We start from the raw sequence: 16,734 nt of genomic DNA on the forward strand, positions 1-16,734 counted from the left end.
ATGAAGGAACCTTCCCGGCCTTTTCCTTTTTCTGCATTTTCACCTCTCACCCTTTTCATGGAAACACAACCGCGTTCACGCCTGGGCCCCTTCGTTGCCCTGACCTTCATTTATTTTCTCGTCGGGTTCCTGTCCACCGTGAACGGCCAATTCCAGGGGCCTTTGCAAAGCGCCTTCCTGTCGGACGCCGGCACCCTGAAAAACACGTTCATCACCCTGATTCCCTTTTTCTTTTTCCTGGCATACCTGGTGAACGGGAACATCGCTTCCCGCTGGATCAACCGCTACGGCTACAAGACCACGCTGATACGGGGCCTTCTGTTCATGGTGCTCGGGCTGGCCGTCTTTTTCCTGTCCGCATGGTTCACCGTCCAGTTCGGGGACCTGCGCACGACAATCGCCGGGGCCAGCATCCCGTACGGCTATTTTATTTTCCTGGCGGGTTCCTATGCCATGGGCACCGCGGCCACGGTTTTGCAAGTCGTCATTAATCCCTACGTGACGTCCTATGAATTGAAGGGAACCCAGCCCGTCCAGCGTCTCAACATTGTGTGCGCCGTAAACTCCTTCGGAACGACGATCGCGCCGTTTTTCGTGACCGGCATCCTGTTTGCCGGGCTGCCCATGGAGAGCGTCCACGTGCGGCAGCTGATGCTTCCCCTGCTTGTCCTGGGCGTCCTGATTGCGCTGGTCACCCTGATGACGAAGCGGCTTTACCTGCCCAACATCCGGGACACCACGGCCGGAGAAGGTGAGAAGCTGGAACGCAGCATCTGGTCCTTCCGGCATTTGACGCTGGGAGTGATCGCCATTTTCTTTTATGTGGGCGCGGAGGTATCCGTGGGCATCAACGTGAACCTGCATGCCCTGGAACTCAGCAATTCGGATGAACCGCTGCTGTTCCTGGGTTCCAGCAACCTGGTGGTGTGGGGGGTGGACCTGGGCATTCCGGCCCTGCTGGCCTCCCTGTACTGGGGCGGCCTGATGGTGGGGCGCATCGTTTCCAGCTGGCTGAACCATATCTCCCCCCGCGTCCAGTTGACGGCGGCAACCTCCGCGGCGGCCATTCTGACGCTGGTGGCCATTTACACCCATAACCTGTGGGTGCTGGTTTCCGTAGGATTGTTCCATTCCGTCATGTGGGGCTGTATTTTCACGCTCGCCACCGTGGGATTGAAAAAATATACCGCCAAGGCTTCCGGCATTTTCATGATGGGCGTGTTCGGCGGCGCCGTTTTCCCCTTCCTCCAGGGAGCTCTGACGGACGCGCTGGGAAGCTGGCGCTGGTCATGGATGCTTGTCTTCCTCTGTGAACTGGTCATGCTTGCCTACGCCCTTGCAGGTTCCCGAGTCAGGAAAGAGGACTTGCTGGAAGGAACGGACTGATTCCTTTTCCGGGGAGAAGCCGGGTCCGGTGGAACAGCCCGTCCCATGTTCCGGAAAGTTGATTTTCCATCTGGGAAAACCATCATGTTCTCCGCCTCTTCTTCATGGAATGATGCGCCCTCAACCATTTCATTAAGAAGAATCATGAAAACAATAAAATCATTCAGCCAGGGGCAGTTAATCAGCCAGACAGGGAATATTTATCCTTCCGGAATATGTCTGGGCCTGGTCACTTATTGGCTCATTGCATGCCATCGTCATGAAGAAAATCAATTCTGGGCCGATATTGAACACAGCATCAGTCCGCCCCGCAATCAGCCCATTTCAAAAGCTCCCCTTATTTATGGAGAGGGATACGCGGCAAAAGCCTCCGTTTTCCATGAACAAAACGACATGGCGGATGTCATTGTCCGTAGCCGTGAAAAAATGGCTATTGAAGGGGGAATGCGGATGCTGCATAACGAGATGGTTCCAGTAAACTTCTTCCAAAATAATTTTATGGATTACGCTATTTCCAAGATTTTACAACAGGACGTCACCTACACGATTTTAGCCATTCGAGGAGCCGAACCTAATGGACATGCCATCGGCATTCACAACGAAAAGGGAAAGGTGCACATTTTTGACCCCAACTTCTTCGTTCTGGAGTGCGGCAGCAAGACCGATCTGCCAGGAGAACTCAAAGAGGCGTTCCTGACCATTGATCATTGTTACCAAGGCCGGTTTAATAAAAGCTTTCACCTGGATGCTTTTTATTAAGGAAAAACTGCCGCCCATTCCCGGGATAGGTCCTCCGCAGCAGGAGAAAAATTCCTGACGGTAATCCCTCTCAACTTCCATGAGAAGTTGAGAGGGATTTTCCTTTCCATAACCGGCAAGTCTTCATCTCAACCTTCCTGCCTCATCGGCGCGAAACCATGTCCCGGAACTGGCGGCAACCAGGTTTATTTCGCATTTTTCTTCATGATTTCCCTCCCATCCTGTAACATGCGCCCATGCAAGAGAGAAGCAGCGGCTTTCAATGGCCCGCCCAGTGGACCCCCGATATTCTCGCCACCCTGATGTTTGTGGTGCAGGACGGAAGGATTCTCCTGATACGCAAGAAGAGGGGGATTGGCGCGGGGAAGGTCAACGGTCCCGGCGGAAAGTTTGAGGCGGGGGAAACGGCCCTCCAGTGCGTGCTGCGGGAGGTCCGTGAGGAACTCTGCATTGACATTGCGGACGCCCGGGAAATGGGCGTGCTGAATTTTTCCTTCACGTGCGGCACCATTCCGGAAATCCGCTGCCATGTGTTCATGGCTTCTTCCTTCCATGGCGCTCCATCGGAAACCCCGGAAGCAGAGCCTTTCTGGTGCCCGGTGGACGAGATTCCCTACGATCTCATGTGGCAGGACGACCGGTTCTGGCTTCCCGCCATGCTGGACGGGAAACAGTTTGAGGCGTTTTTCACGTTTGAAGGTGACCGGATGCTGGAATTCTGCCTGACCACCGGGGACTGCTCCGGCAAGGAAACACAGGCTTCCACCCCTTCCGTCTGAGCCATCCGGGGAGAAGCCGCACGTGTCCATCCGGCTTCCCCCGGAAGCCTCCGTGTTCAGAAGGAGAGGGAGACGCCCAGAGCGGCCTGATGCTCCAGAAGGGATTCCCTGAAATGCGCCTGGTAGGAGGCGAAGACGGAGCATCTGTCATTGAAGACCATCCTGGAGAGCAGTTTGACCTTGAATGACTGCTTTCCGGGAGAATAGCCCTTCCCCTTATACCGGGATTCCCGGTATTCATCCCCTTCCCACCAGCCGTCGCGGAACGTGTAATGGGGATCGTTTCTGTAGACGTCCGGGCAGTAGCTCCCGGACAGGGCATTGATCCATATGGTGTTTCCGGACAAACGGAGGACGTGTTCCAGCGTCACCCCCATCGCCAGGGACACATTGTCAAACGTTCCCCGGTTGTCCCGCCTCTGGTTGTAATCATCATCGTCATCCCAGCCATCATCCCAATCGTCGTCATCCCACCAGCAATCCCCCCACCAGGAGGAATCGCCGCAATCGCCCCGGTCATCCCTTTTCACCTTGTTGGCTCCATGCACATACGTCACTCCCATAAAGGGGGTAACGCTGAAGGAGTCCGTCACCTGATAGCGCCAGGAGGCGGAAAGACCCGCCTGGAACGTTTCCGAGTCCCACCTGGAGGCGTTTCCCCACGCATCGTTGTGGCGGCATTTGTTTTCCGTACTGCCGAAGGCCGCATTCGCGGCAAGAAGCAGGCTGGACCGCGGCCCCGTTTCCCGGAAGTAGGCGCCGTACAGGTTGGCCATCCACGCAGACTGCCGGAAGCGGTCCCCCTCGATGGGGCCGTCCGGATAGTCCGGCATTTCCTGAATGTTCTGGTGCCCGAACAATTGCCCGAACGCCAGCCCCAGCATGGAACCGGATTTTTCTCCATACGCGCCATAGTCATATCCCAGCGCGTAGCCGGCGGCGGTGTAGTCAAAAGAAGGCTGATTGTTCCGGACGCCGCCATCGCCAAAGCTGCCCAGCGCGCCCGCCCACAGGTTGGAAGGCCCTTTCTGCTGAAAACGGGAGATATTTATCTGGGCTGAGGAGGCTTCCACCAGCGTCTGCACATAGGCCGCGGACACCCACATGGAGTCCAGCGTGGTTTCCGGACCGCTTTCCGGGAACTGGTTCCAGGATTCGGCGCGCACGGCAGGAAGGCATCCTGCCAGGGCCAGGCTCCATAAGGAGATACGGGATAGTTTCATGGTCGGGTATGATGGGTTCAATGGCCGGAGGCTGGCTCCGACCTTCATTTTTCAAGCGCGCCCTGGCTCCCGTTTTGTGTATCAAATGTATTTCCCGGAGTCCGGGGAAGTCCTCCCTTCCCGTTCCCGCCTGTCCCAGGCGCATCCCGTACTGGTGCGGGTTTTTCATGTTTTCCCCGTTTTTTCTTTCAGGGCACGCCCCTCCCCGGGCAGCTCCCGTCTTCGCCGTCACCACGCGGTCAACGGAGGTTTTCCGCTTCTCCATTCCGTCCTCTCCCGGCCTTCAATTTGTGTTCTTTAAGCTTTTCTTCACGGGCCAATAATGATAAAGGTGCGGGAGCAACCGTGTGATCCTTGATCGTTCACTTGCTGGCTATTTCAATTCATATTCCATTATTCGACATGTATACCCCTGAATTCAAAAACATCCTCACTTCCACCCTGGACGGACTGCGTGCGGAAGGTCTGTACAAGGAAGAACGTTTCATCGCCTCCCAGCAGTATTCCCAGGTGACGCTGAAGGACGGGCGCTCCGTCATCAACATGTGCGCCAATAATTACCTGGGCCTGGCCAATAATCCGGAAGTGATGGAGGCCGCCAAGAAAGCCATTGACGAATGGGGTTTCGGCATGGCTTCCGTCCGGTTCATCTGCGGCACGCAGACCCTGCACCGCCAGCTGGAGGAACGTCTTTCCCGGTTCCTGGGCACGGAAGACACGATTCTGTTCCCCTCCTGCTTTGACGCCAACGGCGGCCTGTTTGAAGGCCTCCTGACCGCGGACGACGCCATCATTTCCGATTCCCTGAACCACGCCTCCATCATTGACGGCGTGCGCCTCTGCAAGGCCAAGCGCTTCCGCTACGCCAACAACGACATGGCGGACCTGGAAGCCAAGCTCCAGGAAGCGGACGCCGCCGGAGCCCGCGTGAAGCTGATTTCCACGGACGGCGTGTTTTCCATGGACGGCATCATCGCCCAGCTGGACAAGATTCACGATCTGGCCGCCAAGTACAACGCCATCGTCCACTTTGACGACTGCCACGCCACGGGCTTCCTGGGCAAGAGGGGCCGCGGCACGCACGAACATTGCGGCCTGTTCGGCAACATAGACATCACCACCGGCACTCTGGGGAAAGCCCTGGGCGGCGCTTCCGGCGGCTACGTTTCCGGACCGAAGGAAGTGGTGGACATCCTGCGCCAGAAGGCGCGCCCGTACCTGTTTTCCAACAGCGTGGCCCCGGCCATCGTGGCCGCCTCCATCAAGGTGCTGGACCTGCTGGAAGGTTCCACGGAAGCTCGCGACCGCGTGGAAGCGAATACCAGGTATTTCCGTGACGCCATGACGGCCGCCGGCTTCACCATCGGCGGCAAGGACCACCCCATTTCCCCGGTGATGCTGGGGGACGCCGTGCTGTCCCAGAAATTCTCCGCCCAGCTTCTGGACGAGGGCGTATACGCCGTCGGCTTCTTCTACCCCGTCGTTCCCAAGGGCCAGGCCCGCATCCGCACGCAGATTTCCGCCGCCCACACGCGCGAACAACTGGACAAGGCGATTGAAGCTTTCTGCAAGGTGGGCAAGAGCCTGGGGGTTATTTCCTGATTCCCGCACTTTCCATGACTTCGGACGCACCACCCATGCCCGGCGGCAATCTGCCGACGCTGCCCGTCAAGCGGGTGGTGCGTCCCACTCCTTCCATCCCGGACCATGAAGTCGTGCGCCAGATAGGCAGCGGCGCTTACGGGGAAGTCTGGCTGGCCCGCTCCCTGACCGGGGCATGGCGCGCCGTAAAAATCGTCTGGAGGGAGGATTTTGAGGACGAGCGCACCTTCAACCGGGAGTTTGAGGGCATCCTGCAGTATGAGCCCATCGCCCGCAACCATCCGGGGCTGGTCCACATTCTGCACGTAGGGAGGCACGACCAGGATTCCCCGTTTTACTATTACGTCATGGAGCTGGGCGACGACGCCCGCACGGGCGTCCATATCACGCCGGACGAGTATATTCCCCGCACGCTCCAGACGGACAAGAAGTTTTCCGGCAACAAGCCCCTGCCGCTGGATTACTGCCTGGAGGTAGGCAGCCAATTGGCCCACGCCCTGCTGTACCTGCACAGCAAGAACCTGACGCACCGGGACATCAAGCCGGCGAACGTCATCTTCGTCAACGGGCGGCCCAAGCTGGCGGACATCGGCCTGGTGGCCCATCTGGACCAGCGCAGCTTTGTGGGCACGGAGGGGTTCATCCCCCCGGACGGCCCCGGCACCCGGCGGGCGGACGTTTACGCCCTGGCCAAGGTTTTATATGAGATCAGCACGGGAAAGGACCGCATGGATTTTCCCGAACTTCCGGATGACCTGCCGGAAGGCACCGTGCGCAAGAAGTGGCAGGCGTTCAACACGATCATCTGCCAGGCGGCGGAACCCCGCGTAGAGGAATGCACCATTGATTCCGCGGAAGAGCTGGCGGAAAAGATAGACGCCCTGCGGGGGTATGAAGTGCCTTCCCGCTTCCGCCTTCATAAGAAAAAGAAGCGCCGCAAGCTCAGGCGCACCCTCCAGCTGCTGGCCGCGGCCGTAGCCGGGGCTTTCACCGCGTACTGGGGGGCCCTGTGGCTCAACAACAGCCAGCATCTTCCGGAAGAACCCGCCGCAGACGTCCGCCAGGACCCCCAGGCCGCCAACCCGGAGGAGGAATCCCGGACCGGGTACGTTCTGGTGACCAGCTCCCCGGCGGGAGCGTCCGTATATGATGCGGACGGCAATTACCTGGATGAAACGCCCTACGGCCCCATTGAGCTGCCCTCCGGCGCTTCCGTGGCTTATACCATCAAGAAATCGGGCTTCGCGGACAAAGAGGAGGCGGGCACCGTCAAGGGCGGCTCCACGCTGGCCCTGGGCGGCGTGCTGAAGGAGTACCATCCCCCCACGGACAGCCAGCCGTGGAAAGACACGGAGGGAGTCACGTACCTGCCCGCGGAAACGCGCCACGTGGCGCAAGGCCCCCTCACCGCCGCTCTGTTCAACAAGTTCCTGAAGGAGGACCGCCAGAAGGGGAACTACCAGATGAAACGGGAACAGACGGAACCGGGCCATCCGGAGAAGGACGTGGCCCTGCTCACGCAGGACGGCATCACGGCCTACCTGGCATGGCTGAACAAGAAATGCGAACGGGAGGGGCTGCTGGGCAAGGAATTCTCCATCAATGCGGACCCTCTTCCGCAAACATCCGGAGGCACGGACGGCCACAGCGCCTACGTCCTGAACGTCACCCGCGTGTTCCAGGTCCCCATCACCGTCACCACCAATCCGCCGGGAGCCAGCGTCTTTTTCAACAACAGGCTGATTGGCCGCACGCCCATTGAGGAATACGTCAACCAGGTACCCTACGTGATTGAAATCAAACTGCCGGGGCATGCCACCATGCGGCGCCGGGGGCTGGACCCGCAGGATTTATACCTTTCCCTCCAGCTGGAGCCGGACAAATCCGTGATCTTCGGCTCACCCTGGACCAACAGCCTGGGCATGCAGATGGCCCCGGTAGGGGGAAACGCCCTGGTCATGTCCCATGAGGTGCGCGTGAAGGATTTCCAGCAGTTCCTGAAAGCCACGGGGAGGAAAGCCCCGGCCCGGCCCGGCTTCCCCCAGGGGGAGAACCACCCGGTGGTGAACGTCAGCAGGCAGGACGCGCGCGCCTTTGCCACATGGCTTACCAACAAGGAACGGGCCCAGGGGCTGATTGACCAGCACGATTCCTACCGCCTGCCTACGGACGAGGAATGGAGCTCCTGGGTGCGCCTGACGGATGAAAAGGGGTCCTCCCCCTATGAAAAGACGCTGCCTCATGAAAACTCCCGGGAGGTGTTCCCGTGGGGTTACTCATGGCCGCCGCCGGATAAAACAGGCAATTTTGCGGACCAGTCCGCCCTGATTTACCTTCCTTCCTCCCGCGTCATCGTGGGGTATGAGGACGGACAGCCGTATACGGCGCCCGTGAAGACCTTCCCGCCCAACCACCTGGGCCTGTATGACCTGGAGGGGAACGTCATGGAATGGGTGGACGATTCCTACGGAGGGCCGGAATCCCTCCCCATCCGCAACTACGGCGTAGCCCGCGGAGGCAGCTACCTCTCCTTCCGCCCCAAGCAGCTCACTACTTCCATCCGCACCCCCCTGCCGGAAAATACACGGGATAACGCGCTCGGCTTCCGCCTCATCCTGTCTTCCGACCGTCCCGCCGCCCCCACGGCCCCCTGACGCCGGGGCGCGCCGCCTCCGCAGGAGCAGATTTCCCCTGCTCCTCCGTTCCGCACAACAAGCCGTTCCCGAAAGGGGAAGGCCCGCTGCAGCCGGCAGGCCGCCCGGCCTCTCCGGGAAAATGGTTGAAAGGGCCTCCCGTTATGCTACCTTTTCCCTGCACCCTTTTCCCGAATGAAAATCATCGCCATCGCCAACCAGAAGGGGGGAGTGGGAAAAACCACCACGGCCATCAACCTGGCCGCCGCCCTGGCCCAGCTGAAGAAGAAAATCCTTGTCATTGACCTGGACCCGCAGGCCAATGCCACCAGCGGCATGGGCATTGACGGAAAAGACATGCCCAGCCTGTATCCGGCCCTGCTCGGCCAGCTTCCGGCGGAAGAGTGCATTGTGCCTTCCGGCAGAAAACGGCTGAACATCATTCCCTCCACCATGGACCTGGCTGGCGTGGAAATAGAGCTGGCCCGGTCCGGCAACCACCTGACCAGGCTCCGGGAAACGCTCGCCCCCCTGCGGGAGTCGGAAGCGTACGACTACTGCATCATGGATACGCCGCCCTCGCTGGGCGTCCTGATGACCTCTGCCCTAGCCGCCTGCGACGAAGTGCTGACTCCCCTGCAATGCGAATGGTTCGGGCTGGAAGGGCTGGCCAAAATCCTGCACGTGACGGCGCAGATCTGCGCCAGCGGAGCCAATCCCCGCATCAGGCATGAAGGAGTGCTGATGACCATGTATGACGGCCGCACCAACCTCTCCCGCCAGGTCATTGACCAGGTGGAAAAACACCTGCCCCAGATGCTGTACAAGACGGTTATTCCCCGCTCCATCCGGCTCGGGGAAGCGCCCAGCTTCGGCCACACCATCTTTGAACATGATCCTTCCGGCACGGCGGCGGACGCCTATCTGAAGGCCGCCCGGGAATTCATCAGGCGCCACAAGTCCTGAAAAGGTGAAGGGCCGGCTTACACAGAAATGGATTTCATGGACGCGGCGAACGGAAAGGACAAGGCAGAAAGAAGCCTCCACCCCGCCCCGTAGGCCCGTTCCGTCCACTTAACTTGCGCCATTCCGGGCCCCCCTCCAGGAGCCGGCAGCCCTGAACGCAGGAAAACAGGCATTCACCTTGACTTGCCGCACCCGGCATATGAGAATGCCCGTAGCTTCCGCTTCAGGAACTTTCCCTCATGCCAGCAGAAGAAGGCCATCCAGATGACCAGCCCCGGACGACAGGGCAAGTCCCGCCTCCCGCACCGACGACAGGCCTGGAACAGATTCTGCCCGGCCGCCCCCCTCTTCCCCATGCGGAAGAAAAAGGCGCCTTTTTCGTCTACCAGCGGGAGCTGGCGCCCGGCACGCGCCTGGAACAGTATGAAATCATCCGCGTCCTGGGCAGCGGAGGCTTCGGCATCACTTATCTGGCCAAGGACCTGTTCCTGAACCGCAACGTGGTCATCAAGGAAAACTTCCCCTCCAGCTGCTCCTACCGGGACCCGCTGACCGGGCACATCCGCCCCAACAATGAACACGACCTGGAAAATTACACCTGGGCCCTGAAAAGCTTCCTGAGTGAGGCTCAGACGCTGGCGGAACTCAACCATCCCGGCATCGTCAGGATCCTGTCCGTCTTTGAAGCCAACGGCACAGCCTACTTCGCCATGGAGCACATCACCGGGCTCTCCTTGGACTTTCTGGGGGAAAAGCTCCACAGCACGGGCCACCGTTACACGGAGGATGAACTCAAGGGGCTGCTGACGCGCCTGCTCCGTATTCTGGACTACCTCCATTCCCGGCACATCTACCACCGTGACATCAAGCCCGGCAACATCCTGCTGACGGAGGAGGGCACGCCCGTGCTGATCGACTTCGGCGCGGCGCGCCACGCCCTGAAGCTGCACGCCGCCACCGTCCTGACCACCCAGGGGTATTCCTCCCCGGAACAGGCTCTGGGAAAAACGAACATCGGCCCCTGGAGCGACCTTTATTCCGTGGGAGCCACCTTTTACGCCCTGCTCACGGGCCACCCGCCGGAACGGGCGGAAGTGCGCCTGGCGGAAGACGGCATGCAGCCCCTGCACAGTGATCCCGTGCTCACGCGCTTTTATTCCCGGCAGTTCCTGCTGTCCCTGGACAAGGCGCTCTCCCCCCAGATCAACTGCCGCTACCAGAACGCCCGGGAATGGATTCACGACATCTGCGCCATTTCCGGGGAGGAATCCTCCGCCACCATCCACCTGTCCCCGGCAGACATCCACTACATCCATCCGGAAGGGATGCCGCGCCCCTGCGCTGAAAAAAAATCCGGGAACAACAATCCCGCCGCCAGCCCGGGCGGCCTCCATTCCGCCTCCCGGAGGCTGTCGGCACGCACCCTCCGCCGCAACCGCCACATGATGTACCTGATGGTGGGCAGCGCCTGCACCCTTCTGCTGGCCGCCGGAGCGGTCTACCTGACGGACTACCTGAAAAAGGCCCCCATGGGCACCACCATCAACACCATCAAGGAAGCCATCCAGCAGCCCGCCGCCAATTCCAATGGTCGGGAACTGCCGGCCCCACCCAGGGACCTGGCGTCCATCCGCATTCCGGAACTTAAAATGACGGAAGACGCGGCGCTGGAACCGCGAACGCTCCAGGAATTCCACCTGCGCCTTGATGATACGATCCTCACCCGCTCCGGCCTCCCCTCCATCCTGCCGGAAAAACTGCGCATCTCCTGCATTTATCTTCAAATCACGCCGCCGCCCTCCGGCGGCGAGGAAATTCACCTCACCATCCGGGACTCCAACGGCGCCCTCGTGGACCGCTCCGTCAACCCGGTCCCCTCCTTCACGGTGCCGGGACAGTCCACCAGCACGTTCTTCTTCCCGTCCCTCCCGGAACTGTCCACGGACCGTGTTTACACGTACACCTTTGAAACCGCCACGCACAGGGCCGTTCCCATGCAAATGGCCTGTTTCAAAAGCGAGACGGAACGCACGGAAGAGGCGTTCCCCAAAATCCGTTTCATTGCCGCGCCGCCTGCGCCGGAGCCTGCCCTGCTGCATGACCCGGTTTACAAGGGGCTGGTGGCGGCGGTCACTACGCCAACACCGGGCCACGGAGACGTCCTGAACCATGCGGACGCCACACCGGACACGCTGGCGGCCCTGGAGCAACTGGCCAGAGCCGGCTACCCCATTGCCCAGCAGGTACTGGGAAAAGCCCTCATGTCTCCGGACTGCCCCGGAGGCCCCCGGCCTGAAGAAGGCGTGGAATGGCTCTACCGTTCCGCCACCGGAGGATGCTACGAGGCCATGAAGGAGCTGGGCATCCTGCTCATGGACGTCCCCTCCTACTTCCCCCGCCTGCCCCAGCAGCCCCCGCTGGCCTCACGGGATTACGCCCAGGCGGCTCGGTTCCTGAGAATGGCCGTCCAGTACCGGGACCAGGAGGCCATGTACCTGCTCTCCCTCATGTACTCGCAGGGGTGGGGCGTGCCCGCTTCCTCGGAACTTTCCCGCCTCATGATGGAACGCCTCAACGGCTCCGGCTACCTCACGGACAGCCTGAACCCCAGGGCGGACATTGCGGCGTACTGGCTCCCCCTGCCGCTCGCTTCAGGAGAATCCACCATCCTGCGGTTCACCATTCCGGGACCGTTTGCCCCCGCCCAGCTCAAGGGCGTCACGCTGCATAACACAGGCATGAAAGACGCCTTCTCCATCAGCAAGATCAACATTCTCCAGCACGGGCGCCTCATTCTGGACATCATCTCCCCCCAGGAAGTATTGCCCGGCAAAAGCTCCGCCCCCATCGGCATCTCCATCCCGGAAGGACTGCTGGCGGACACCTCCCTGCCCCTGGAGGTGGAAATACTGCTGACGCCCGGAGGCAGCACTGGCGTGGTGGAAATGCCCCCTCCGGCGGAAAAGCAACGTTCCAGAAATGGAACCAACTGACGGACAGCATTTTCCACCCCGATCCGCGTAGAAGGATTCATAAAACATCCTTGCTTCCATCCTTGGGAATGCTACAAAGGCAGCATGACTTCCCTTACCTTCCTTCGCCGCATGCTCCCTGTGGTGGCCGTCCTCCTGATGGCCTCCTGCGGTGACCCTACCGTTTCCTACTGGAAAAAAGCGGCTGACATCAATACGGAATACTCGGAAAAGAGCGACGCGCTGGTGCAGCGCCTCCTTAAACTGAAAAAGAACCCCACCCTTCCGGGCCTGGCGGAAAGCAGCAAGGACGCGGCGGACCTGCTGCGGGAGCGGGATGAAGAACTGGCGGACCTGAGCACGAAAGACGTGGACCCCGCTGTGGTGGCCTACGTGGAGGAAGACCGCCAGCTCTTTGCCAGGGGGCGGGAACTGGCGGAACGCTACCAGCAATACTTTGAAAAATACCTCAAGGGAGGGCCGGAATTCACTCCTGACCCGGCCCGCGCCGCCTCCCACATAGGCCGCGGGCGGCAGGAAATACGCAAAATCCTGGCCTCAGCCCGCCAACTGGAAGAACGGGCGGAAACCCTGAGGAAAGAAAAAGCAGCCGCCCTGGAAACGGAACTTCCCCCTTTGCACTTCCGTCTCCCGGACATGAAGCAACTGCTGTCCAACCGCTGACTGCTCTCTTGAGCAGGGACGGAAAAGGGCATTTCTCCGAGCTTGGGTTGATTTTCAATAAAGGCCAGGAAGCGCCGCAGGCCTTTGTACGTTCTTCTCTGAAACCTCCCGGCCGTGCCCTTCGGGGACTGCCTTCCCATCATCCCGCTTTAATCCGTATTTTCCCGGAGAAAGCTGGCCGGATTCTCCCGCAGCCTTCCGCAGAAACAAGGCATCTTTTCCAAAAACGAGATTGACACCCGCGTTTCTTTCCCCTAGTATCCGCGCACAACATCAGCGGCGGGGTGGCCAAGTGGTAAGGCAACGGTCTGCAAAATCGTTATTCGCGGGTTCGATTCCCGCCCCCGCCTCCAAGATGCTGTAAAACCTGTTCAAGTCGCGTTCGTCTAGCGGTCTAGGACTCCCGCCTTTCACGCGGGCAACACGGGTTCGAGTCCCGTACGCGATGCCACTCCCAAGAAGAAGTGGAAAGAAAAAAGCCTGATTTTATCAGGCTTTTTCTATTTTGGAGAGAACCGCCGGAAGCGGCCGGAAAAAGATAACTGTGCCGTATGTTGTACACGGTTCAAAAACTGTACAGTACAGTAGGCATCATCAACCAAGGTAATAAATGGATACCGCTGTCCGCTCCCTGGATGGCAAAGAGTTCCAGTGAAGGTGCGGCAGCGTGGGAGGCTGGCCGCAACGGATTGTCCGCGGGAAAGTTCCTGCTTGAATCACTCCCTGGACTTCCTGGGGACGAGCGCAACATGATGCTCACCGCCGTGAACAAAGGAATGGCAAAGGACTTTATGGAGCGTGAACTTGAACGGGTTTCCGCCGGCACGATGATCCGGTACGTATCCACGCTATCCGGCGCTTTTAACGTGGCGGTTGACCACGAGCTTATTCCTCTCAACCCGCTTTCCAAGACTTACACGGGCAGTTCGGGGGCCAAATTGATTGATTTGGACCCAAAGCTGGTTGTTCCTGTGGATTTCAAGATTATTGAGTAAGGGGAAGTATCCAACGAAGTAATTTTGTTCTTTCCCAATTTACCGTAAGTCAGATACGTTTGTTATGCTGGCGGACATCAGGGAGGATACCTATCAGGCAAATGCCGCACCTGTCTTGTACATTGATACGCTATTAGGAGGGCTTGCTCCGGTTGGAGTCCCCGACGGTGCTTAACGGCATCGGCAGCAATACTTGCGTGTGCTACGAGCTGGCCCCCCTATCAGCGTAGCTGAATAACCAACGGAATAATTTTTGAATAGCGTACCATTACAATCCCAGTTTCCCGAATCCGTCAACTGGGGAAAGCTTACCCTGACAGCCGTATTCGCGGACAAGAACGGCTTCATTAAGTCCCGACGTTTCACACAGGATGATATTTCCTAGGAACAGACAGAAACTTTCAATGAAGTGGCATCACACCGTGCCGTTTTATTCGACAATTGGAAAGCGCTTCAAGTCTGGGTGCGGCTGAGCCAGGCCATCGTCAACCCACTCCCGGAGGGAGGGAAAGTATTCCCGGAATTCAGGGATGCGGTTGCGTTGACCGTGGAAGCAGTCAATGCCGGGGAGAACGCAGGCTTTTCACCAGTCAGGATGATTCGGAGTTCACGATAGTGGACAGGGCGGTAGTGGCGTTTTTCAACCACTTCACGACAAACAATAACAAAGAATAACAATCATGAATAAAATTACTTCTATCAACGGAACTCTCCTGGCCTCTTTGAATGAATTGAAGGAGCATACGGAAAATGGAACCGTACATGTTACGGTGGAGGAGCGTACCGGGTGGAACGCTAAAGCCGATGCTTCCGCTCTTTCTACAAAAGCCGATACGTCTGTGTTTGACGCACACAAGAATGATGCTGCAGTCCACATAACAGGGAAAGAGCGTGAAACATGGAACGGCAAGCAGGACAAGCTGACGGATAAAGCGGGCAATATGACACTGGACGGCGGGCTGACTGCGACGGAAACTATCAATGCCAACGGGGGTGTGCGCGTGCCACTGCCCTCCACGGCACAGGAAGCCCTGTCTTACGAGGCATTGATAGAGCAGCAGACCGCTAATGACTGGCGGCAGATGAATAGCTACATAGATACAATGATCCCGTCATGGGTGACAACATTGGTGCGGCAGATTCAACTGGCCACGTCTTATCATGTGGGAACGGCTAATGCGTCCATAAAGGAAGGAATTTTTGAAAACGATCTGCACGATTTTCTGATTACCATGACGCCCGCCTCCGGTATTTCCCTGATTGGTAAATCTACGGGCGCATGGAAATTTGCCTACCTGGGCGATTACTATAACAGTAATTATGCCTCCGCAGTTGTGTGGCGGGTTATCGGCTCTGACAAGGCGTCTATTCTGTTGGGAAGCACATCCCAGGGATACTCATCATCAACCATCCCGGCGGCGGCCTGTTATGCTCATCCCATCCATTGGATAGATTTCAATCATGCCGAAGCGGATTACAGATATCCGTTGCTTAACGCAACCAATAATTACACCAACCGAGACATGTCACCCGCCTGGCAGGTGACGTTATACGGCACCAGGTATCTAGGCAGCACGAAGTCCATGTTAATCCGGGGGACGGATTACGGGCGCGACCTTGGCGACCAGCAGTATGTGTGGGCTCTGGTGCCGCCATCCGTGTATAATACAACCTATGTGTCCGTGGCAATGGCTCCCCGTGCAGTGGCCGACCACGAAAACACGATGAATAGATGGGAATTATTTATTGACAGCAAATATGTCATGCCGATGACATCCTTGTTCTGCGGGTCTGGTCACACAGCCTGCGTCACGGCAAAAGCCAAGGCGCACGAGGTAAGCAGTACCTTTCAAGTAGGGCTGCGGATGGGAGGTATGAGGATTGACGCAATCCCCACGCTGGGAGTCAACAATGTACGATCCATCATGGGGCGCGTGGTGATGGACGGAGCAACGGCCAAACCCGTGCCGGAAGTGGCAGCATCGGCGCTGAAAGTATCGGCGGAAGGAGGGGAGGTAACGCTGACGGTATCGTCCACGCTGGTGGAGGACCTATATGTGGTCAACGACACCATGTGCGGGCATGATTCCGCCGCCGTGTGGTGCACCCAGTCTACCGAACAGATACCTTCCGGCGGCGGCCAGGTCACTCTGACGCTGGCGTCCAACACCACCGGAGCTGCCAGAGAGGTATGGGCATTCGTCGCCCACCATTACGGGCAGGCAGCCGTGGTCAAGATTATTCAAGCAGCTTAACAATGACGAGTTCCCCGGAAAAACAGTTTTGATATCCCACCGCTGAAATAGCGAGTTAAATATCAATAAACAGGCACCAACCGGGTCCGGCTCCTTGGTGCACCTTCAGCCTTCCAGCCGCCGGCAACGGCGGCAAATGGAAAACCAGCGGCATCCATGATGCCGCTTTTTTCTTTTTCCCCCGCCTGGAACCGGAGCCTTTTTTACGCCATCCCCAAGGTATGTTTCTGGATTCTCCCCCCTGTTGTGGTATACTGGCTCCGCCATGACAGCCCAAAACGATATCACGCTGAACGGAGCCCCGTATGGACTGGCGGAACCCTGTTCCGTTTCCCGGCTTCTGGAACTCCTGAACATGAACGGAGCTCCCGTGGTGGTGGAGCACAATGGCTCCGCCCTCCTTCCGCAGGATTTTCCCGCGGTGACCGTCGCTCCCGGAGACCGGGTGGAGATCGTCTCCATCGTCGCCGGCGGCTAGTA

12 protein-coding genes and 2 tRNA genes are annotated in these 16,734 nt (G+C 58.7%); 13 read left to right on the forward strand and 1 reads right to left on the reverse strand.

Annotation, left to right across the window (positions count from 1 at the left end; all coding sequences use genetic code 11):
* The first annotated feature begins 57 nt into the window (after positions 1-57).
* The 3 genes from ABGM91_RS00440 to ABGM91_RS00450 all read left to right on the forward strand — a co-directional run bounded on the left by ABGM91_RS00440 (position 58) and on the right by ABGM91_RS00450 (position 2,924).
* Positions 58-1,386, forward strand: coding sequence for an MFS transporter (locus ABGM91_RS00440; RefSeq protein WP_354832860.1), 1,329 nt, complete (start codon positions 58-60; stop codon positions 1,384-1,386).
* Between the two features lie 45 nt (positions 1,387-1,431).
* On the forward strand, positions 1,432-2,145 hold the full coding sequence (locus ABGM91_RS00445; protein ID WP_354832862.1) for a YopT-type cysteine protease domain-containing protein: 714 nt from the start codon (positions 1,432-1,434) through the stop codon (positions 2,143-2,145).
* A 236-nt stretch (positions 2,146-2,381) separates the two neighbouring features.
* Positions 2,382-2,924 (forward strand): 8-oxo-dGTP diphosphatase, encoded by a 543-nt coding sequence (locus tag ABGM91_RS00450; protein ID WP_290566349.1) that lies wholly within the window; start codon positions 2,382-2,384, stop codon positions 2,922-2,924.
* Positions 2,925-2,980: 56 nt separating this feature from the next.
* Here ABGM91_RS00450 and ABGM91_RS00455 read toward each other — a convergent pair whose 3' ends face one another.
* Positions 2,981-4,147, reverse strand: a complete 1,167-nt coding sequence (locus ABGM91_RS00455) for an autotransporter outer membrane beta-barrel domain-containing protein (protein ID WP_354832864.1) — start codon at positions 4,145-4,147, stop codon at positions 2,981-2,983.
* A gap of 402 nt (positions 4,148-4,549) precedes the next feature.
* Here ABGM91_RS00455 and kbl point away from each other — a divergent pair, with 402 nt between their 5' ends.
* The 10 genes from kbl to thiS all read left to right on the forward strand — a co-directional run bounded on the left by kbl (position 4,550) and on the right by thiS (position 16,732).
* Positions 4,550-5,749 (forward strand): glycine C-acetyltransferase, encoded by a 1,200-nt coding sequence (gene kbl / locus ABGM91_RS00460; RefSeq protein ID WP_354832866.1) that lies wholly within the window; start codon positions 4,550-4,552, stop codon positions 5,747-5,749.
* Positions 5,750-5,763: 14 nt separating this feature from the next.
* A complete protein-coding gene (locus ABGM91_RS00465) occupies positions 5,764-8,403 on the forward strand; it encodes an SUMF1/EgtB/PvdO family nonheme iron enzyme (RefSeq protein ID WP_354832868.1) in 2,640 nt (879 codons plus the stop codon).
* 174 nt (positions 8,404-8,577) lie between these two features.
* On the forward strand, positions 8,578-9,348 hold the full coding sequence (locus ABGM91_RS00470) for a ParA family protein (protein WP_354832870.1): 771 nt from the start codon (positions 8,578-8,580) through the stop codon (positions 9,346-9,348).
* A 239-nt stretch (positions 9,349-9,587) separates the two neighbouring features.
* Entirely contained in the window at positions 9,588-12,341 is a 2,754-nt protein-coding gene (locus tag ABGM91_RS00475) for a protein kinase (RefSeq protein ID WP_354832872.1), read from the forward strand.
* Between the two features lie 84 nt (positions 12,342-12,425).
* Entirely contained in the window at positions 12,426-13,004 is a 579-nt protein-coding gene (locus ABGM91_RS00480) for a hypothetical protein (RefSeq protein WP_354832874.1), read from the forward strand.
* A gap of 278 nt (positions 13,005-13,282) precedes the next feature.
* Positions 13,283-13,357 (forward strand) — tRNA-Cys (locus ABGM91_RS00485).
* A 22-nt stretch (positions 13,358-13,379) separates the two neighbouring features.
* Positions 13,380-13,455: transfer RNA gene (locus ABGM91_RS00490), tRNA-Glu, on the forward strand.
* 100 nt (positions 13,456-13,555) lie between these two features.
* Positions 13,556-13,999 (forward strand): hypothetical protein, encoded by a 444-nt coding sequence (locus ABGM91_RS00495; protein WP_354832876.1) that lies wholly within the window; start codon positions 13,556-13,558, stop codon positions 13,997-13,999.
* A 680-nt stretch (positions 14,000-14,679) separates the two neighbouring features.
* Positions 14,680-16,254 (forward strand): hypothetical protein, encoded by a 1,575-nt coding sequence (locus ABGM91_RS00500; RefSeq protein WP_354832877.1) that lies wholly within the window; start codon positions 14,680-14,682, stop codon positions 16,252-16,254.
* A 265-nt stretch (positions 16,255-16,519) separates the two neighbouring features.
* Positions 16,520-16,732 (forward strand): sulfur carrier protein ThiS, encoded by a 213-nt coding sequence (gene thiS, locus ABGM91_RS00505; protein WP_290566818.1) that lies wholly within the window; start codon positions 16,520-16,522, stop codon positions 16,730-16,732.
* Positions 16,733-16,734 lie beyond the last annotated feature (2 nt).

Source organism: Akkermansia muciniphila, from assembly GCF_040616545.1.
Taxonomy (GTDB): Bacteria; Verrucomicrobiota; Verrucomicrobiia; order Verrucomicrobiales; family Akkermansiaceae; genus Akkermansia; species Akkermansia muciniphila_E.